At 41.7% G+C, this 19,472-nt stretch carries 19 protein-coding genes and 2 pseudogenes; 20 read left to right on the top strand and 1 reads right to left on the bottom strand.

Translation table 11 applies throughout. The features are described from left to right. The 20 genes and pseudogenes from H5185_RS15235 to fliP form a co-directional block, all read left to right on the top strand. A partial coding sequence (locus H5185_RS15235) for a flagellin (protein ID WP_259396231.1) occupies positions 1-349 on the top strand: 349 nt, incomplete at its 5' end. A gap of 204 nt (positions 350-553) precedes the next feature. After that, positions 554-946 (top strand): flagellar protein FlaG, encoded by a 393-nt coding sequence (locus H5185_RS15230; protein WP_259396230.1) that lies wholly within the window; start codon positions 554-556, stop codon positions 944-946. 54 nt (positions 947-1,000) lie between these two features. Beyond that, complete coding sequence (fliD, locus tag H5185_RS15225; protein WP_182742513.1) at positions 1,001-2,368, top strand: flagellar filament capping protein FliD; 1,368 nt, start codon at positions 1,001-1,003, stop codon at positions 2,366-2,368. A 91-nt stretch (positions 2,369-2,459) separates the two neighbouring features. Continuing rightward, positions 2,460-2,792, top strand: a complete 333-nt coding sequence (locus H5185_RS15220) for a flagella biosynthesis chaperone for FliD, FliT (protein WP_182742512.1) — start codon at positions 2,460-2,462, stop codon at positions 2,790-2,792. A gap of 8 nt (positions 2,793-2,800) precedes the next feature. Next, entirely contained in the window at positions 2,801-3,205 is a 405-nt protein-coding gene (fliS, locus tag H5185_RS15215) for a flagellar export chaperone FliS (RefSeq protein ID WP_182742511.1), read from the top strand. Between the two features lie 468 nt (positions 3,206-3,673). Beyond that, the gene (locus tag H5185_RS15210; protein WP_124016922.1) at positions 3,674-5,104 is read left to right on the top strand and encodes a sigma-54-dependent Fis family transcriptional regulator; all 1,431 of its coding nucleotides are present in this window, start codon (positions 3,674-3,676) and stop codon (positions 5,102-5,104) included. Between the two features lie 169 nt (positions 5,105-5,273). Next, positions 5,274-6,494 (top strand): HAMP domain-containing sensor histidine kinase, encoded by a 1,221-nt coding sequence (locus tag H5185_RS15205; RefSeq protein WP_310741671.1) that lies wholly within the window; start codon positions 5,274-5,276, stop codon positions 6,492-6,494. After that, a complete protein-coding gene (locus H5185_RS15200; protein WP_182742510.1) occupies positions 6,487-7,836 on the top strand; it encodes a sigma-54 dependent transcriptional regulator in 1,350 nt (449 codons plus the stop codon). The genes H5185_RS15205 and H5185_RS15200 overlap by 8 nt, the downstream gene beginning before the upstream one ends. 244 nt (positions 7,837-8,080) lie before the next feature. Then, positions 8,081-8,422: a flagellar hook-basal body complex protein FliE gene (fliE, locus tag H5185_RS15195; protein ID WP_124016924.1), complete on the top strand. Its 342-nt coding sequence runs from the start codon at positions 8,081-8,083 to the stop codon at positions 8,420-8,422. Between the two features lie 71 nt (positions 8,423-8,493). Next, positions 8,494-10,173: a flagellar basal-body MS-ring/collar protein FliF gene (fliF, locus tag H5185_RS15190; RefSeq protein ID WP_165870119.1), complete on the top strand. Its 1,680-nt coding sequence runs from the start codon at positions 8,494-8,496 to the stop codon at positions 10,171-10,173. After that, positions 10,166-11,212, top strand: coding sequence for a flagellar motor switch protein FliG (gene fliG / locus H5185_RS15185; protein ID WP_124016926.1), 1,047 nt, complete (start codon positions 10,166-10,168; stop codon positions 11,210-11,212). The genes fliF and fliG overlap by 8 nt, the downstream gene beginning before the upstream one ends. A 136-nt stretch (positions 11,213-11,348) precedes the next feature. Next, positions 11,349-12,527: a flagellar assembly protein FliH gene (gene fliH, locus H5185_RS15180; RefSeq protein WP_182742509.1), complete on the top strand. Its 1,179-nt coding sequence runs from the start codon at positions 11,349-11,351 to the stop codon at positions 12,525-12,527. Continuing rightward, a complete protein-coding gene (fliI, locus tag H5185_RS15175) occupies positions 12,508-13,848 on the top strand; it encodes a flagellar protein export ATPase FliI (RefSeq protein ID WP_124016928.1) in 1,341 nt (446 codons plus the stop codon). The genes fliH and fliI overlap by 20 nt, the downstream gene beginning before the upstream one ends. Positions 13,849-13,853: 5 nt before the next feature. Further along, positions 13,854-14,306 (top strand): flagellar export protein FliJ, encoded by a 453-nt coding sequence (gene fliJ / locus H5185_RS15170; RefSeq protein ID WP_124016929.1) that lies wholly within the window; start codon positions 13,854-13,856, stop codon positions 14,304-14,306. Between the two features lie 295 nt (positions 14,307-14,601). Beyond that, positions 14,602-16,149, top strand: a complete 1,548-nt coding sequence (locus H5185_RS15165) for a flagellar hook-length control protein FliK (protein ID WP_182742508.1) — start codon at positions 14,602-14,604, stop codon at positions 16,147-16,149. Positions 16,150-16,239: 90 nt separating this feature from the next. Beyond that, a complete protein-coding gene (fliL, locus tag H5185_RS15160; RefSeq protein WP_404948461.1) occupies positions 16,240-16,764 on the top strand; it encodes a flagellar basal body-associated protein FliL in 525 nt (174 codons plus the stop codon). Between the two features lie 29 nt (positions 16,765-16,793). Beyond that, positions 16,794-17,822, top strand: a complete 1,029-nt coding sequence (fliM, locus tag H5185_RS15155) for a flagellar motor switch protein FliM (RefSeq protein ID WP_124016932.1) — start codon at positions 16,794-16,796, stop codon at positions 17,820-17,822. 10 nt (positions 17,823-17,832) lie between these two features. Further along, the gene (gene fliN / locus H5185_RS15150) at positions 17,833-18,216 is read left to right on the top strand and encodes a flagellar motor switch protein FliN (RefSeq protein WP_124016933.1); all 384 of its coding nucleotides are present in this window, start codon (positions 17,833-17,835) and stop codon (positions 18,214-18,216) included. A gap of 85 nt (positions 18,217-18,301) precedes the next feature. Continuing rightward, positions 18,302-18,703, top strand: a complete 402-nt coding sequence (gene fliO, locus H5185_RS15145; protein ID WP_371697198.1) for a flagellar biosynthetic protein FliO — start codon at positions 18,302-18,304, stop codon at positions 18,701-18,703. 14 nt (positions 18,704-18,717) lie between these two features. Continuing rightward, a pseudogene (gene fliP, locus H5185_RS15140) lies at positions 18,718-19,359 on the top strand (flagellar type III secretion system pore protein FliP); the annotation flags it as partial. Here the strand turns inward: fliP and H5185_RS15135 are convergent. After that, positions 19,338-19,472 (bottom strand): annotated as a pseudogene (locus H5185_RS15135) (flagellar biosynthetic protein FliQ); the annotation flags it as partial. The pseudogenes fliP and H5185_RS15135 sit on opposite strands and share 22 nt — an antisense overlap.

Here is a 19,472-nt window from a genome sequence, read left to right as displayed (position 1 = left end):
AGCTGCTACAGAGTTTAATAGTTCAGCTTCTGCATTTAAATCTGTTGAAAGCTTAGATATTACCGATGCTGCCAAATCGCAAGATGCGATAAGTGTTATTGATGCCGCTATCGGTCAGATTGATAGTCAACGTGCAGATATCGGTGCAGTTCAAAATCGCTTAAACTTTACCATTAATAACTTGAATAACATTCAATCTAACGTGTCAGATGCACGTAGCCGTATTCAAGATGTTGATTTTGCTTCAGAAACAGCTCAGTTAACTAAGCAGCAGATTCTATCGCAAACCTCTTCTGCGATGTTGGCTCAGGCTAACCAGATACCACAGACTGCGTTGTCACTACTATAATAGCGATTAACTAAGTTAAGGTTGCCGATAGGGAGGGTCGCTTGCGATTCTCCCTTTTATGTTTTAAACCCTATAATAAGGCACATACTTAATCGTTATTGGATTGTTTACATGCGGTCATTATTATTTAGATGTTGACCTATATCTAATAATTAAAAATGGTGTGATTATTGCTTTGTTTTATTCGTTTAGTTGAGGTGTGCCATGGAAGTTAATGTAGCTGGATCAAATGCCCTTTTGCGCACAGATGGACAGGTTAATATGCTAGAAAAGCAGCCTAGTCTAGCCAAGGGCGCTTTACCTGGAGATAGTATTCAAAAAGTAGCAGATAACAGCCGCAGTACCGAGCAGGTTAATCCGGCTTCTAAAGTCGATGCCGAAGAATTAAATCAAGCGGTAAGTGATATTGCGGCGAGCATGAATGTGATGCAGAAAGGGTTATCCTTTAAAGTGGATGAAGATTCTGGAATTCAAGTGGTTAAAGTCATCGATGTGACGACAGGTGAATTGATTAGACAAATACCTAATGAAGAAGCATTAGATATTGCTAAAAAATTAAATGAAGTTACGGGTCTATTAATGAAAACTGAAGTCTAACACTAAGATTATGTTTTTCGGTTTTTAACGTTATAGAAACAAGCAGAGGTTATTATGGGATTAACATCAGTTGGTATTGGTTCTGGAATTGATATCGGTGGTATTGTTACCGCGCTCGTCAATGCTGAAAGCGCAGGTAAGATTGCAAAATTTGATGTTAATGAAGGTAAAATCAATGCGCAAATATCGGGTATTGGCTCTTTAAAAAGCGCGATGTCAGAGTTTAATGCTAAGTTAAAGACGTTAACTGAATCGGCTACTTTTGGTAGTCAGAAAGTGGCAATTTCTCCTAAAGATTTTTTATCTGCTACTGTTGATAAAACGGCTGTATCCGGAAGCTACCAAGTTAAAGTTGAACAACTCGCCCAAAGTCAAAAAGTCGGTTCTGCAGTGGTGGCGGATAATGCCACTGCAATTGGTACTGGCTCATTATCAATAGCTGTTGGCAGTGGTGACAGTTTTAGTGTTGATGTTGAAGGCACTGATACACTGACTGAAATTATGAATAAAATTAATAGTTCAGACAATAACAGTGACGTTACCGCAACGATTATTAACGGTGAGTTAGGGCCGCAGTTAGTCCTTAGCTCTAAAAATACTGGTTTAGACAATACCATTAGCGCTACCGCTATTGATACTGATGGCAATACTGGCTTGGTTGATACGTTTACCATGACAGAGGTGACGCCTGCAAAAAATGCCATTGCTTATATTGATGGTGTCAAAGTCGTCTCGCAAAAAAATAGTATTAGTGAAGCAATTACTGGGGTGTCGTTATCGTTAACGGCCGCAGATGTCGATAAAACAACAACTATAACCGTAAGTAAAGACACTGCTAAAACCAAAGCTGCGATTGAAGGTTTTGTTGAAGCCTACAATACTGTGATGACAACTATAAAAGATCTAACGAGTTATGATGCTGATACCGAAAAAGCAGGAATTTTACAAGGTGATGCCCTGCCTCGCAGTATTCAAGGTCAATTAAGGAATATGTTATCAGATAAATTTGGCACATCTGATGGTGATAAAATGTTGGCTAACTTGGGGGTGACAACAACTCGTGAAGGATTACTTGAAATTGACTCCACTAAATTAACTGACGTTATCAGTAACGATAAAGGTGCTATTGCTGAGATGTTTAGCGCTGAAAATACTGGTCTTGCAAGTAAGATGTCATCTTTATTAGATGGTTACATTAAATCTGGCGGTATCATGGATAGCCGTGATTCTTCTTTGGATGAACAACTTAGTCGTATAGCAGACAGTCGCGATCAGCTTAATACTCGTATGGCAGCTTATAGCGATCGCTTATATAAACAATATAATGCGATGGACTTAGTAGTCGCTAATTTAAACAGCAGCGCTAGTGATTTACAGTCCCGCTTAGATTCTTTACCTGGTGTTGTTCGGAATAATAATTAATGATTAAGTAAGCTATAAACATAGAACAAGCAGTTTTTTGACTATCATGGTCTTGGTACAGATATGTTAAGTTTTACATAAGAGGTTTCGATTGGATTACTCGCTGGCTGAAATTAATGATATCAATAGTAAGCTGATGTTTATTATTGATAAAATCGAAAAGTCTAAACCTGAAGACGAAGTTGTTTCAGATTTGGTATCAGAATTGCATTTACTTACTAAGACGCGTCAAAAGTTATTGCATGCCTTAGTGTCTGATACAAATTTTACTGACAGAGAAGTACTGGAACAGCAGTTTGATTTGACTCAGACATTGATAAAGCAAAGTCGAAAAATAATGGATTTTAGACAATCGTTGTTGCAGGCTGGCAATACCACAAAACGCCAAATTAATGTGTATAAAGCAATTGATTCAAATAGGTAGGTGTAAATATGCGCGGTTCAATGCAATCATATCGTAAGGTGTCAGTAGACAGTAATATGGCAGTGGCGACACCACACCGTATTATCCAAATGTTATTAGCGGGTGCACTAGAACGGTTAGCTCAAGCTAAATTAGCTATAGTGAACGGTGACATAGCCAACAGAGGCGTGTTAATTGGCAAAGCTATCGGGATTGTTAATGGTTTAAATGGCAGCTTGAATATGGATGCAGGTGCTGATGTTGCCGCTAATTTGACTCAGTTATACGACTACATGTTGCGTAGAATGTCTGAAGCTAATATTAATAACGACCCACAAGCGATTGACGACGTGGTGTCGATTTTAAAAACCATTAAAGAAGGCTGGGATGCTATTCCACAGGATATGCACGAGCTAACCTCTGACGTGAGTTAATCCTTACAGTGTTCTGTATTTCAACTGAAAAGACGCTTCGCGTCTTTTTTTATTTCTATTAGTCTTCAATTCATTACATGAAATTCATGTATCTAATTCATCATTTTTCATCTATTTATTACCGTGAGATGATGCTATGGCGAGTCTATATTTAACCTCTCAGTTCAAACGAAACTTGGTTCATTAGATTTTTCGAATAAAAAAACAGCATATTGCTATTAAAATGTGGCTCAATGTAGATAAAATGTAACTGGTGCTTGCTTATGGTGAGCTGATAATACAATATTTATCCCTAAGTTCGTTTTTCTACCCAGAATTTTGCGGATTTACGATCATGTTTTAGGAATAATGCTAGAATACTGTCAGTGTTGTCAGCTGTTATGGCTGCAATATACTTTGGTTTTTGTTGCTGTGTGCGACGCAACCATTCCGAATAAATACCTATAACAAGAGCTTTTGGCCTTCTGAATGATGCAAATAGAACAACGAATTTTAATTGTCGGTACCCCATCAGAGCGCGTGACCCGTTTGTGCTGTATTTTAGAATTCTTAGGTGAGCAATGTGACATTGTTTCTAATGAATCTTTAGCAGCCTTAGTCGAGCTTTCTCGGTACCGAGCAGTTGTCATTGTGAATGAAAATATCGATGTCGATAGTATTAAAAATATTATCGCTGCAGCTCCTTGGCAACCCATACTCTTGCTGGGTGATATTGAGATTCATCTATCAAATGTACTTGGGCTGATCGAAGAACCGATAAATTATCCGCAACTTACTGAGTTATTGCATTTTTGCCAAGTGTTTGGTCAAGCGAAACGCGAGCATACCTTAACAAACGGTAATCAGACTAAGTTATTCAGAAGCCTAGTGGGGCGCAGTGAAGGTATTGCTAACGTTAGACACTTGATTAGTCAAGTATCTAGTTCTGATGCAACGGTATTAGTGTTGGGGCAATCTGGCACAGGTAAGGAAGTGGTTGCACGTAATATTCATTATTTGTCTGAACGACGTGATGGCCCATTTATTCCTGTTAACTGTGGTGCGATTCCTGCTGAGTTACTTGAAAGTGAGTTATTTGGCCATGAGAAGGGCTCTTTTACCGGGGCAATATCTGCACGTAAAGGTCGTTTTGAAATGGCTGAAGGCGGTACGCTATTTCTCGATGAGATTGGTGACATGCCATTGCAGATGCAAGTTAAGTTGTTGCGTGTATTGCAAGAAAAGGTTTTTGAGCGTGTTGGTGGCAGTAAAACGATTGCCACAGATGTACGTATTGTGGCGGCTACGCATCGCGACCTTGAAACCATGATTGTAGATAATGAATTTCGTGAAGATTTGTTTTATCGATTAAATGTGTTCCCAATCGAAATGCCGGCGTTGAGTGAGCGACGTGATGATGTGCCGTTACTGCTGCACGAACTCGTTAACCGGGTATTTAATGAAGGCCGTGGTAAGGTTCGCTTTACTCAACGAGCCATTGAATCATTAAAAGAGCATCCTTGGTCCGGTAATGTGCGTGAATTATCAAACTTAATTGAGCGCTTAACGATTTTGTACCCAGGTGGACTGGTTGATGTGAACGATTTACCGCATAAGTATCGTTATATTGATGTGCCAGAATATTGTATTGAAGTCAGTGAAGAACAGCTAGAACGTGATGCGTTAGCGTCGATATTCAGTGATGAAGAACCTGTTGAAATACCCGAAACTCGCTTTCCAAGTGAATTACCACCGGAAGGGGTTAATTTAAAAGACTTACTGGCCGAATTAGAAATCGACATGATCCGTCAGGCACTCGAACAGCAAGATAACGTTGTCGCAAGAGCGGCTGAGATGCTGGGTATTCGCCGTACCACATTAGTCGAAAAAATGCGTAAATATGGTTTAAGTAAAGAGTAATTAAACTGTAATTAATTGATATTGTAATGAAAACACACTGAAAGTGTGTTTTTTCGTTTGCGTAGCTTGCTGAGGAACCGTGCACCGATGTTTCAGCTACGACAAAATAATTGCTTGGCACGGTAAATGCATTGGGTTAGTCAAATGTTATTCTTTTGACGGAGCGACCATGTATTCAGCACGAGCGTTAACCCAGACAGACGATTCATACTTTGAATTATCTGCGTCAGCTTCGTCTTTCGCTATCACTGATGCGGAAACACAAACGTCTGCAATTGACGTGAATTCAAATGTACAAAGCCATACCAATCAGGGACGTGTTCACTCAAGCTCATTCATTGCCACTGGCATAGCAACGTCTCTCGTCAGTTCATATTCCAGTAAGGCCGCCAATATGTCGAATCAAATGGCGCATATTCTTCAAGCTATGCCATCTGGCGTGGTGATCATTGATGGTGATGGTGTTGTGACGTTAGCTAATCCGGTTGCAACAGAGCTATTAGGCCGACCTCTACAAGGATTACGTTGGTTTGATATTATTCATCGTGCTTTTGCACCTCAAGATGATGATGGACACGAAGTGTCGCTAAAAAATGGTCGACGGGTAAAGTTGGCTATTACACCGTTAGCCCCTGAACCTGGGCAGTTAATTGTGTTAACTGATCTTACCGAAACCCGTTTACTGCAGAAAAACCTATCTCATTTACAACGATTATCGGCGTTAGGGAAAATGGTGGCCACGTTAGCACATCAGGTACGCACCCCATTATCTGCAGCGCTTCTGTACGCTTCTAATCTTGCTAGTCCTAAATTAACCGATTCTGCACGGTCGAAGTTTCAATCTAAGCTGGTTGACCGACTCAATGAACTCGAGCGTCAAGTAAATGACATGTTACTTATGGCTAGAGGACGCCAAGACGGAATGGCTGAATCTGTTTCAATGGATGAGATAATCAGCCAAGTGATGGCCAGTTGTGAACCGATTGCAGATAAAAAACATTGTCAGCTGGTTGTTGAAGATACTTCACATTCATTGATGCTTGCCAATGCGAATGCGCTCAGTTCAGCGGTAAATAATTTAGTGATGAACAGTATTGAAGCTGGGGCCACAAAAATAAAAGTCAGCGCCAGTGAAACGCCTGATGGTCTATTATTGGATGTTATTGACAATGGCAAAGGGCTTGAACCGTCAATGCAGCAACAAATACTTGAGCCGTTTTTTACAACAAAGAGTCAAGGTACAGGTTTAGGCTTAGCTGTTGTGCAGTCGGTAGTACGAAACCATGGTGGACAGATACAGTTGTCGTGTAAACCCGGTATGGGTTGCCATATTCGTTTGAGCTTTCCGCACATTAACAAAATGAGTGTTCAGGAGGTGGCGCGTGGCTGAAGCAAATATTCTATTAGTTGAAGATGATGCTGATTTACGTGAAGCATTGCTTGATACACTGATGCTTGCCCATTACGACTGTGTTGATGTTGGCAGTGCTGAAGAGGCTATATTGGCCTTAAAAGTAAACCACTTTGATATGGTGATTAGCGATGTGCAGATGGATGGCATCGGTGGTATGGGCTTGCTGAGTTATTTACAACAACATCAACCTAAAGTGCCGGTATTATTAATGACCGCATATGCCACGATTAACAGTGCTGTTAGTGCGATGAAATTAGGCGCAGTAGATTATCTTGCTAAGCCTTTTGCACCAGAAGTGTTATTAAATCAGGTATCACGCTATTTGCCTTTAAAACAAAATCACGACAATCCCGTGGTTGCCGATGAGAAAAGTTTAGCATTGTTGGCGCTGGCTCAGCGCGTTGCGGTGTCAGATGCTTCGGTCATGATCATGGGCCCGAGTGGTTCAGGTAAAGAAGTGCTGGCACGCTATATTCACCAGCATAGCCAACGTAATGAGCAGCCATTTATTGCGATTAATTGTGCGGCGATACCAGAAAACATGTTAGAAGCCACCTTATTTGGTTATGAAAAAGGTGCATTTACTGGTGCTTATCAAGCTTGTCCAGGCAAGTTCGAACAAGCTCAGGGGGGCACCATATTGCTTGACGAGATTTCTGAAATGGAACTTGGCTTACAAGCAAAGTTATTGCGAGTATTACAAGAGCGCGAAGTAGAGCGTTTAGGTGGCCGTAAAACCATAAAATTGGATGTGAGAGTTCTCGCAACGTCAAACCGCGATTTGAAATCGTTGGCGACGTCTGGCGAATTCAGAGAAGATTTATATTACCGCATTAACGTATTTCCACTGACGTGGCCAGCACTAAACCAACGTCCTGCGGATATTCTTCCGTTAGCACGTCATTTATTGGCGAAGCATGCTAAAGCATTGAATATGACGTCGGTGCCTAAACTTGATGATGCGGCAACTCGACGGTTACTGACTCATCGCTGGCCGGGTAATGTGCGAGAGTTAGACAATGTTATTCAACGCGCCTTGATATTACGAGTAAATGATGACATTGGTGTCAATGATATTATTATCGACTCTGCTGATGTGAAGTTAGTTGCCACAGAATATGCAGAGACAGAGCAGTCTATTGAAGTAGATGGCTTAGGTGACGAATTAAAGGCCCAAGAACATGTGATTATTTTAGAAACCTTGAATCAATGTCAGGGGAGTCGAAAAAAGGTCGCTGAAAAACTCGGTATAAGTGCTCGAACATTACGTTATAAGATGGCCAAAATGCGTGATATGGGCATTCAACTTCCTGCTTAGCGTTATCAGTAGTTGGTTAATTAACCTTATGATTTTATAGTCTAATTAACTCTGCTTATTTATTGCTAACATCTGTCAAGATGCAAAAAGTAACCTGTATTATCTAATGGTACGGTTACTTTTGCTCTGTTTCCCGCCATTTTATCTACTCATATTATATTTCTTCTAATATTGGCATCTAAATTGCTTTAACTCTTTATTAGTTATTATTGTCGTCAAAAAGTCGACGAAAGGGAGTTACATCATGCAGATTAGCGCAAATCCATTAATGCAAGAAATGCAGTCACTTCGTGGCGAAATAGCCCCTTCGATTGGCTCATCTATTCGACCTAATCTTACTCAGCAAGTGAATAACACCACAGGCGTCGATTTCAGTCAGTTATTGTCTCAGGCTGTCGGCACTGTCAATGAGTTACAACAAAACTCGTCCAATTTAGCCACTCGTTTAGACATGGGCGATACGACGGTTACTCTTTCTGATACGGTTATTGCGCGTGAGAAAGCCGGTGTTGCCTTTGAAGCAACGGTGCAGGTACGTAATAAACTCGTTGAAGCATATAAAGAAATTATGAGTATGCCTGTTTAGCTGCAGATAGCGTTAAGCACTAAATAATATAACAACATTAGATATAGCAGGTACGTATTGTGAGCACAGACATGATGGTAGGTTCAGATTCAACAGTTGATGGCGGCGTCCAGCAAGAGAATAAATCTGGGCTGCTTGGCGGCATCGGCGGTGCAGATATGATGCGCCAAGTGATCATGATTTTGGCACTAGCGATATGCCTAGCGCTCGCTGTGTTTGTGATGATGTGGGCACAAGAGCCAGATTATCGACCACTTGGTAAAATGGAAACAGCTGAGATGATCCAAGTCTTAGATGTGCTTGATAAAAACCAAATCGAGTATCAAATCAACGTCGATGTGGTGAAAGTACCTGAAGATAAATATCAAGAAGTAAAATTACTGCTTAGCCGTGCGGGGATTCAAAGTAGCACTCAAGCTAACGATTATTTAAGCCAAGACAGTGGTTTTGGTGTTAGTCAACGTATGGAACAAGCGCGCTTAAAACAAAGCCAAGAACAAAACCTAGCCAGAGCTATTGAAGAATTAAAAAGTATTAGCCGTGCTAAAGTCATTTTAGCGTTACCCAAAGAAAATGTTTTTGCCCGCAATGCTTCTAAGCCAAGTGCTACTGTAGTGGTGAGTGTGCGCCGTGGTGGTTTAGGCCAAGAAGAGATTGATGCGATTGTTGATATTGTTGGTTCGGCTGTTCAAGGGTTAGAGCCTTCTCGTGTAACGGTAACTGACTCAAATGGGCGTTTACTGAATTCAGGTAGCCAAGATGGTACCTCAGCAAGAGCACGTCGTGAGCAAGAGCTCGTGCAGCAACAAGAAGCTGAATACCGTAAAAAAATTGACTCAATCCTAATGCCTATCTTAGGCCCAGAGAACTTTACTTCTCAGGTTGATGTTAATATGAACTTTACTGCAGTAGAACAAACCGCAAAACGTTTTTCACCAGATTTACCGGCTATTAGAAGTGAAATGACCATCGAACGTAACTCAACGGGTGGAAGTTCTGGTGGTATTCCTGGTGCGCTAAGTAATCAACCGCCGATGGAGTCTGATATTCCGCAAGTTGCAGGTGAAGCGACAGCTTCAACTGTATCAGGCGATTCCTCAAAAGAAGCGACTCGTAATTATGAATTAGATACAACTATCAGCCATACTCGTCAGCAAATTGGTGTGGTACGCCGTGTGAGTGTGTCAGTAGCGATTAACTTTAAACCAGGGCAAGTAGACGAAAATGGCCAGGTCACTCGTGTAGCGAGAACTGAGCAAGAGTTAACTAATATTCGTCGTTTACTCGAGGGCGCTGTTGGGTTTAGTACCCAGCGTGGTGATGCTCTTGAAGTGGTAACCGTTCCCTTTATGGATCAGCTAATTGAAGAGTTACCTGAGCCTGATATGTGGGAACAACCATGGTTTTGGCGTGCAATTAAGCTAGCATTAGGTGCGATTGTTATTTTAGTGCTTATCTTGGCTGTGGTCCGTCCTATGCTTAAGAAGCTAACCAATCCTAATGGGATCAACATGCCAGATGATGTTCGTCCTGGACATGAGTTAGCAGAAATTGAAGATCAGTATGCAGCAGATACCTTAGGTATGCTCAATACTAAAGAGGCGGAATACAGTTATGCTGATGATGGCTCAATTCATATACCTAATTTGCATAAAGATGATGATATGATTAAAGCAATTAGAGCGTTAGTGGCTAACGAGCCTGAACTTTCCACTCAAGTAGTTAAAAACTGGTTACAAGACAATGGCTAAAGACAAAGTAGAAAAAGCAGAGAAATCAACGGCATTTGACCCAGATTTAGTTACTGGTGTTGAGAAAACAGCCATTTTGTTGCTCAGTTTGAGTGAAGCGGATGCTGCGTCAATTTTGAAACACTTAGAGCCTAAGCAGGTACAAAAAGTGGGTATGGCGATGGCGGCGATGGATGACTTTGGTCAAGAAAAAGTCATTGGGGTTCACAAGCTATTTTTAGATGATATTCAAAAATTCTCTTCAATTGGTTTTAACAGTGAAGAATTCGTCCGTAAAGCGTTAACCGCGGCATTGGGTGCAGATAAAGCTGGTAACTTAATTGAACAAATTATTATGGGCAGCGGCGCTAAGGGGCTTGATTCATTAAAGTGGATGGATGCCCGCCAAGTGGCGACCATTATTCAAAATGAACATCCTCAAATTCAAACCATTGTGTTGTCTTACTTAGAACCGGATCAAGCGGCTGAAATTTTTAGTCAGTTCCCTGAAAATACCCGTTTAGATTTAATGATGCGTATTGCCAATCTTGAAGAAGTTCAGCCAGCAGCATTGCAAGAGCTAAACGACATCATGGAAAAACAATTTGCGGGTCAAGGTGGTGCGCAAGCAGCCAAAATGGGCGGCTTGAAAGCTGCAGCCAATATTATGAACTACCTCGATACTGGTATTGAGAGCCAAATAATGGAAACTATGCGTGAGTCTGACGAAGAGATGGCACAACAAATACAAGACATGATGTTTGTATTTGAAAACCTCATCGACGTTGATGACCGTGGTATTCAGGCATTGTTACGTGAAGTACAGCAAGATATCTTGATGAAGGCACTCAAAGGTGCTGATGAAGCTTTAAAAGAGAAAATTCTGGGGAACATGTCCAAGCGTGCTGCAGAATTACTGCGTGATGACTTAGAAGCCATGGGGCCTATTCGTATCAGTGAAGTTGAAGTAGCACAAAAAGAAATTCTGTCTATTGCCCGTCGACTCAGTGACAGTGGTGAAATTATGCTAGGCGGCGGTGGCGGTGACGAGTTCTTATAATCTTACGATTAGGTATGTCTGAAAGATATACCTAATTTACTTGCCTAATTCGTTTGTTGTCAGTAAAGCTAATACATTGTACTCCTGTTATTATTTTGTTTTGAGCCAATGTTTTCAATAACACAAGTGACCAATTATGTCTGAATCAAAAGTGCCTAAAGATGTCACCAATGCCGATAATGAGCATGAGTTTAGCCATTGGCAATTACCTGATATTACCAAAGACAGCAGTCACGATCCTTCAAATTTATTTGGTCAATTTTCTGAAGCTCATCGGCCAAACCCCATTTCTGGCCCCGAGAAGTCTATGGCGCCGCCTACGATGGCACAAATCGAAGATATTCGCGCAGCGGCAGAGCAAGAGGGGTTTGAGCAAGGTCAACAAGAAGGTCATCAACAAGGGCTGGAACAAGGGCGTTTAGAAGGATTAGAGCAAGGTCATCAGCAAGGTTTTGCTCAAGGCGAACAACAAGGTTATGAGGCAGGTCAAACTAAAGTTAATCAGTTAGTTGAGCAACTTAATCACATTATGACTCAATTTGAGTTGCCATTATCAATAGTTGATAACGAAATTGAAGCCGAGTTGCTCGCCATGACAATCAGCTTAGCAAAGTCGGTAATTGGTCACGAACTAAAAACGCATCCAGAGCATATATTATCAGCGTTACGCCAAGGTGTTGACGCCCTACCATTAAAAGAACAACTGGTTAAATTACGCTTAAATCAAGCCGATGCTGAAATCGTCAGCCAATGCTATAGTGCTGAACAATTACAAAAAAATAACTGGCAAATTGATATCGATCCTACTTTATCAAATGGCGACTGTATTATTGAAAGTGTCCGCTCCTCCGTTGATTTACGCGTCGAGCAACGTATCAATCAAGTATTTAGTGAATTGGATGCGCAGTCGAATCAGATAGCTAAAAATGTACAACAACAAAAGTCTACTCATCCACAATATCAAACAACATCAGTCGAAAATTTGACAGAGTATCAACAAGCCTCTGAGTCTGCTAATGGGATTGAGGCAGTCAACGATCAAGCCGCTTCAGATACTGCTCCCGACCAAGATAATCAGCTCGAGACTGGACAAACAGATGTTGCTCAGAAGACCAATGCGACTGAATCTGTCGCTGAAAATGTTCTAGATGGCTCTGCTGCATCACTCAATGTTGAGCATGATAAAAATGCCACTGTCGATAACGATATAACGCTCAATACAAGTGCACCAGCGGGTAGTGGCGCAGGCGATGACGATCAGCAACAGAACAAAGGGCTATCTCAAGGAAATATCGATGACCACCCGTCAACATAAACTCCTCAATAAACTGTCGGTGCATCATAAACACGTGCTACCGCTTAGGCCCGTCGCTAGCGGCCAGTTAGTTAGGGTTGTTGGTTTAACCTTAGAAGCGACAGGATGTCGTGCGCCTGTGGGCAGTTTATGCTCCATTGAAACCATGGTTGGTGAGTTAGTTGCTGAGGTGGTTGGCTTTGATGACAAACTGTTGTATTTAATGCCTATTGAAGAGCTGCGAGGTGTCTTGCCTGGCGCACGGGTTCAACCCTTGGGTGAGCAATCTGGATTAAATGTCGGATTAGCATTGTTAGGTAGAGTATTAGACGGTAGCGGCGTGCCGTTAGATGGTTTGGGGCCATTGAATACGGATCAATACGCAGCCCGTCATGGTCCTTACATTAATCCATTGTCTCGACGTGCCATTACCGAACCATTAGATGTCGGTGTTCGTGCCATTAATTCGATGTTAACCGTAGGTAAAGGTCAGCGAATGGGGCTGTTTGCTGGCTCTGGGGTAGGTAAAAGTGTGCTCCTAGGCATGATGACCCGAGGTTCTAAAGCCGACATTATTGTGGTGGGATTAGTCGGCGAGCGTGGCCGCGAAGTTAAAGAATTTATTGAAGAAATTTTAGGTAAAGAAGGTCGTGCCCGCTCGGTTGTAGTGGCTGCACCGGCAGATACTTCGCCATTAATGCGTTTACGTGCCTGTGAAACATCGACTCGTATAGCCGAATATTTTCGTGATTTAGGTTACGATGTTTTATTGTTAATGGACAGCTTGACACGTTATGCTCAAGCGCAACGTGAAGTGGCGCTTGCGGTAGGAGAACCGCCAGCAACCAAGGGCTATCCACCCTCTGTGTTTGCTAAGTTACCCCGTTTGGTTGAGCGCGCCGGTAATGGCGGAGCTGGACAAGGTTCTATTACGGCTTTTTATACTGTGTTGACCGAAGGTGATGATCAGCAAGATCCGATTGCAGATGCTTCTCGAGCGATTTTAGACGGCCATATTGTGCTATCTCGTCAACTTGCCGATTCGGGTCATTATCCCGCGATTGATGTGGAAGCATCAATTAGCCGCGTTGCGCCAATGGTGATAAGTGGAGAACACTTAGAGGCGATGCGTAAAGTCAAACAGATGTATTCTTTGTATCAGCAAAATCGTGACCTGATTTCAATTGGCGCGTACTCACAAGGCAGTGATCCTCGGATTGATAATGCGATACGTTTACAACCTGCAATGAATGCTTTTTTACGTCAAGGGTTTAAAGAACCTGTCTCATTTGAAGAAAGCCGAGTGATGTTGACTCAAATTGCCGCTCAATGTCAGGGATAACCTAGATGACTCGCACAGACCCATTATTAACGGTATTGAAGCTAGCGACTGCTGCCGAGGAACAAGCGGCATTGCAGCTCAAGTCAGCTCAATTTGAAAAACAAAAACGCCAAGGGCAGCTCGATGCGCTAAACAATTACCGTCTAGATTACATGAAGCAGATGGAAGGGCACACGGGCACGACATTACGTGCTAATCAGTACCATCAGTTTCATCAGTTTATTCGTCAAGTTGATAGTGCTATTACCCAACAAGTAGCAGCGGTTAAAGATGCCGAAAAACAAGTGGGTTACCGTCAAGTTCACTGGCAAGAAAAACAACAAAAACGCAAAGCGGTAGAAATGTTACTCGCTCAGAAAGCCAAAAAGGCTATGGTCGTAGAAGCAAAACGTGAACAAAAAATGTCAGATGAGTTTGCTATGCAACAATATTACCGTCAAAAATCAATTAAGTCATAGCCTCCAAATCTATCACTCGTTTTACCGCAGTCCCTTTTGATTGGTCCGCATTCAAACTCTATTTATTCTCTAAACTTTATCAACTAATATTTATTGGCACTTAAATTGCTTAATATAAATTTAAGTTTACATTGGAATAGAAATCGTCAGCGAAGCGACAGTGGAAACCTCATGATGAGGTTTGTAATGACTCTATTGATATTACCTAATATCGACATATGATTCATCGAGGTAATTTGATAGCTGTTTGTTAGACGATAATGACCTAACTTTGTTTGATTGAGTGGAGCTGATTATGCAGCAGATGAGCAATATCTTACTTGGAAATAGCAGTAAATCTGCTGATCTTAGTACAAAAGGAAACATGCAAGGTGTTGAAAATACATCATTCTTGTCTGCTTTTAATCAAGCGAGTGAATCCGAACTTGCTTCGCGGCCTAACGCCAATAGTGCACCTGTATCGTTAGATGCTGAAATGGATCAAGTCGATGCTGCTAATGACCTTGATTTATCTACTGAAGAAAATGCTGATGTTGAGTTGATTTTTGCTCAGCTTAATATGGCTGATGCATTAAATAAACGTCATTCCTCTGGCGGAAATGAATTGCCGCATGTGGATACATTAGATATTGGTTTTGACGCGATATCTTTGAGTAGTATTATTGATGATCAGAATAGCGATAGTCAGTCAGAGATGGGTGCGTTATTCACTGATGCTATTGATTTACCCGCTGACTCTCTTTCTACCAAAGAAGCTCTTTCTCAGCTTAGCCCTGAAGATATATCCAGCTTAATGGCATTTGCCAATTTATCTGAAAAGGATTTACAAGCACTAGACATTAAGGGTTTAAGCGAGTTAATTAGTGACTTTAATTTACAAGCGCCTGTTGTTGATGAATCCATTCTTGCGATGGTGTCTGCAGATATAGACAGTAGTGACGATTCCCCAAAAAGTATCCTTAGTTCTGAAGAACAAAACCAAATTGATAAATCAATTGCCGCCAGTGTCACCGTTCCAGGCCAAACTGGCTCTGCGGGTCTTAATTCTGCGGTTGTTAAATTAGACCGCACCGGTTTTTTGGAGGCTAGCGCCACTCTTGCATCTTCTTCAGCGATATCTGCCGACCCTAAGACGATTTTAGGTGATAGCACTGGTATTGATGGCAATATTCAATCAGATACTGATAATGCCAAAATACTGGCGAAAGCTGATTTTTCTGTGGTCCTAGATTCACTAGCGACCAAGCGTGCATCAGGAGAACTATCAGCCAATATAAATTCGGCTAACTTGGGTTTAGACGCAGTGAATGATATCGGTGATACCGACACTAAGGCGTTACAAAATCAGAGTAGTTTTACTCCGATACATAAAAGTGATGTACCACAATTTCAGTTATCGTTGAAACCGCAAGGCGATCATGGTGCGCAAATGCAAGAGATGATCCAGCGCTTTTCTCCGGTCATGAAGCAGCAGTTAATTACTATGGTCAGTAATGGTATTCAGCAAGCTGAAATTCGTTTAGATCCGCCGGAACTTGGGCATTTAACCGTTAAAATTCAAATTCATGGTGATCAAACCCAAGTACAGTTTCATGTTGCTCAGTCGCAAACCCGTGATATTGTTGAGCAAGCTATGCCACGATTACGCGATATGCTTGCCCAAGAAGGATTACAACTAACAGACAGTCAGGTTTCTCAAGGCGATGGCGGGCGTGATCAGCAAGGACAATCTGGTGATCATGCCGCTGGAGATGCGCAATTGGATGAAATTTCAGCACAAGAGCCTAGCTTGATGACAAATCCATCAAGGAGTTTACATTCTGCTATAGATTATTATGCTTAAGCAGGTAACCTATAGCATTAATATATCTTTTCAAGAATAACGAGTTATTCAGTTAAGTTATAATGTTAATCACAATGTTGATTAGGAACCATAATGCCTGAACAAGAATTAGAGTTAAACGAAACCCCTAACGCCGGTAAAAAAAGCAAGAAACTATTCATCTTTGGTGGCATTGGTTTAGTATTAGTTTTGCTTATTGGCGGCGGATTGTGGTTTTTTATGGGCTCGGACGAGCCTGCAGCTACCGACGTCAGTGCTGATGCATCTGCCGATCCCGCTGCGCCGATAGTCAGTTCTGAAGCAGAATATGTCGGTATGCCAAGACCTTTTTTATTTAATTTACCTGGCGCTGACCGTGCTCGTTTAGTTGAAATAAAAGTCCAATTAATGGTGCGTGGTGAAAGTAATAGTGTATTAACCCAAAAACATATTCCTTTAATTGAAGATGCGTTATTAACGACCTTTAGTGCTGCTGATGTGCAAAAGCTTAGTACCCAAGCCGGTAAAGACGAGCTGCGCCAGTTAGCCTTACTCAATGTTCAGAATACGCTGCAACCAATAACAGGAAATAAAGTGGTAGAGAAAGTCCTGTTTACTGGTTTTGTCATGCAATAACTAAAAGCGTTAACTGCTAAGGCGATGATGTGAGTGATTTATTAAGCCAAGATGAGATTGATGCGCTATTACATGGTGTCGATGACGACGATGATGATGAGATTGTAGAAGATAGTGCTGATGCACGATCGTATGATTTCTCATCTCAAGATCGTATTGTGCGCGGTCGTATGCCAACGCTTGAAATCGTCAATGAGCGATTTGCTCGGCATTTACGCATCAGTATGTTTAACATGATGCGTCGCGCTGCAGAAGTGTCAATTAATGGCGTACAAATGCTTAAGTTTGGTGAGTATGTACATACGCTATTTGTTCCAACGAGTTTAAATATGGTGCGTTTTAGTCCACTAAAAGGCACAGCTTTAATTACCATGGAAGCAAGGCTAGTTTTTATTCTCGTCGACAACTTCTTTGGTGGTGATGGCCGTTTTCATGCCAAAATTGAAGGTCGTGAATTTACTCCAACAGAACGCCGAATAGTCCAGTTACTGCTTAAAATTATTTTTGAAGATTACAAAGAAGCATGGGCGCCGGTAATGGACGTGGAGTTTGAATACCTCGATTCTGAAGTGAACCCTGCCATGGCCAACATTGTCAGTCCAACAGAAGTGGTGGTGATAAACTCATTCCACATCGAAGTCGATGGTGGGGGGGGAGACTTCCACATCACTATGCCGTATTCAATGATTGAACCAATACGTGAATTACTCGATGCCGGTGTTCAAAGTGATAAACAAGATACCGATATGCGCTGGTCGCAAGCATTACGTGATGAGATCATGGACGTGCAAGTTGGTTTTGATGTCAATGTGGTTGAGCATGAAGTGACTTTACGTGATGTGATGGGATTTAAAGCGGGTGATATTATTCCGATTGATTTGCCTGAACATATTATGATGCGAATAGAGGGCTTACCAACTTACCGCTGTAAAATGGGTAAATCACGCGATAACTTAGCATTAAAAATCAGTGAGAAAATTCCGCGGCCAGAAACGGTTAAAACAGAGCTGCAATTAGTGACTCGCAAAGGCAAGTCGCGTGATATTTCAGACTTATAAGGTGAAGTAAATGAGTACAGAAGATACTGGCGATGACTGGGCTGCAGCAATGGCTGAACAGGCTTTAGAAGAAGCGGAACATGTCGAATTAGATGAGTTAGTCGACGAGTCCAAACCTATTTCTAAAGAAGAAGCGGCAAAATTGGATGGTATCCTAGATATTCCTGTGACCATTTCTATGGAAGTTGGAAGAAGTTTTATTAGCATTCGAAATTTACTCCAGTTGAACCAAGGCTCTGTTGTTGAGCTTGATCGCGTCGCAGGTGAGCCTCTGGATGTTATGGTTAATGGCACCTTGATTGCCCATGGGGAAGTGGTGGTCGTTAATGACAAATTTGGTATTCGTTTAACTGATGTTATTAGCCAGACTGAACGTATTAAAAAGTTAAAATAACCATTTACACTAACGAAGCAGAGATCAGTATTCATTGAGTCTTTGCTTGGTGGGTTAACTATCACAAGGAATCACAGTGGCTAATATGATACCAATGCTCGGCATCATGAGTGAGGCATTAAGCGCCCCTGCAATGTCTAGTACTTTAGCTAGTAACACCTTAGTTCGGCCCGCCGAAACCTCTAATGTTGCAACCTTAGCGAATATGGTTGGTGGATTAATTGTCGTTTTAGCGCTGATTTTCTTGTTAGCGTATATTGTGAAACGTCTTAAGTTAGTCCCATCAAATGGTGGAATCATTAAAACGATTGCTGTTACGCCCATTGGACAGCGTGAAAAGGTGGTATTGGTGGAGGTCAATGGTCAGCAATATTTACTTGGCGTGACTTCGCAACAGATTAATCTTATCGATAAGTTATCTACCCCTGTCGACGTACCACTTTCCTCGTTTGCCAGTCGCCTAAAACAAGCCAAGGAACAGCAATAATGAATAAGTACATAATGGTATTGGTGTTGGCGATACTGACGTTAGTGGCCGTTGTTCTATCACCCTCTGCACTGGCTCAAGACGGCGTGTTACCTGCGTTGACGGTTACAACTGGTGCTGATGGAACCACTGAATATTCGGTAACCATGCAGATTTTATTGCTGATGACGGCAATGAGCTTTATTCCTGCCATGGTGATTATGCTCACCTCTTTTACCCGTATTATTGTGGTGTTATCGATATTAAGACAAGCTTTGGGGTTACAACAAACACCGTCGAATCAGGTATTGATTGGGATTAGCTTGTTTATGACTTTTTTTATTATGGCGCCCGTGTTTGACAAGATTTATGCTGAAGCGGTAGAGCCTTATATCAATGAAACCATGACCTTAACCCAAGCTTATGACGTTGGCAAAGAGCCAATTAAAACATTCATGCTGTCGCAAGTTCGCACCACAGACTTACAAACTTTTATTGAAATATCAGGCTATAAAGACATTCAATCTCCTGAACAAACGCCAATGAGCGTTGTTATTCCTGCATTTATTACTAGTGAGCTTAAAACGGCATTCCAAATTGGCTTTATGCTGTTTGTGCCTTTTTTGGTCTTAGACTTAGTGGTTGCCAGTATTTTAATGGCGATGGGGATGAGGTTGACCATCTCATAGAAGAAATCCATCATAGTTTGCACTAGCCAGTGGCCTAAAAACATCAATGCAAATAAGGTCACGAGTAAACGTGGTAAAAAACTTAAGGTTTGCTCGTTAAT

It is taken from the genome of Shewanella sp. SG44-6, assembly GCF_014164185.1.
Taxonomy (GTDB): domain Bacteria; phylum Pseudomonadota; class Gammaproteobacteria; order Enterobacterales; family Shewanellaceae; genus Shewanella; species Shewanella vesiculosa.
The sequence above is the reverse complement of the archived record's forward strand: the minus strand, read 5'-3'. Positions and strand labels throughout refer to the sequence as shown.

What these genes read in the sequence shown, in the direction of transcription:
- H5185_RS15205 (WP_310741671.1), top strand. Translation starts at nt 5,274, where the DNA reads ATGTATTCAGCACGAGCGTTAACCCAGACAGACGATTCATACTTTGAA.
- fliN (WP_124016933.1), top strand. Translation starts at nt 17,833, where the DNA reads ATGAGTACAGAAGATACTGGCGATGACTGGGCTGCAGCAATGGCTGAA.
- H5185_RS15230 (WP_259396230.1), top strand. Translation starts at nt 554, where the DNA reads ATGGAAGTTAATGTAGCTGGATCAAATGCCCTTTTGCGCACAGATGGA.
- fliI (WP_124016928.1), top strand. Translation starts at nt 12,508, where the DNA reads ATGACCACCCGTCAACATAAACTCCTCAATAAACTGTCGGTGCATCAT.
- fliJ (WP_124016929.1), top strand. Translation starts at nt 13,854, where the DNA reads ATGACTCGCACAGACCCATTATTAACGGTATTGAAGCTAGCGACTGCT.
- fliG (WP_124016926.1), top strand. Translation starts at nt 10,166, where the DNA reads ATGGCTAAAGACAAAGTAGAAAAAGCAGAGAAATCAACGGCATTTGAC.
- fliF (WP_165870119.1), top strand. Translation starts at nt 8,494, where the DNA reads ATGATGGTAGGTTCAGATTCAACAGTTGATGGCGGCGTCCAGCAAGAG.
- H5185_RS15210 (WP_124016922.1), top strand. Translation starts at nt 3,674, where the DNA reads ATGATGCAAATAGAACAACGAATTTTAATTGTCGGTACCCCATCAGAG.
- fliS (WP_182742511.1), top strand. Translation starts at nt 2,801, where the DNA reads ATGCGCGGTTCAATGCAATCATATCGTAAGGTGTCAGTAGACAGTAAT.
- H5185_RS15165 (WP_182742508.1), top strand. Translation starts at nt 14,602, where the DNA reads ATGCAGCAGATGAGCAATATCTTACTTGGAAATAGCAGTAAATCTGCT.
- fliH (WP_182742509.1), top strand. Translation starts at nt 11,349, where the DNA reads ATGTCTGAATCAAAAGTGCCTAAAGATGTCACCAATGCCGATAATGAG.
- fliD (WP_182742513.1), top strand. Translation starts at nt 1,001, where the DNA reads ATGGGATTAACATCAGTTGGTATTGGTTCTGGAATTGATATCGGTGGT.
- fliE (WP_124016924.1), top strand. Translation starts at nt 8,081, where the DNA reads ATGCAGATTAGCGCAAATCCATTAATGCAAGAAATGCAGTCACTTCGT.
- fliO (WP_371697198.1), top strand. Translation starts at nt 18,302, where the DNA reads ATGATACCAATGCTCGGCATCATGAGTGAGGCATTAAGCGCCCCTGCA.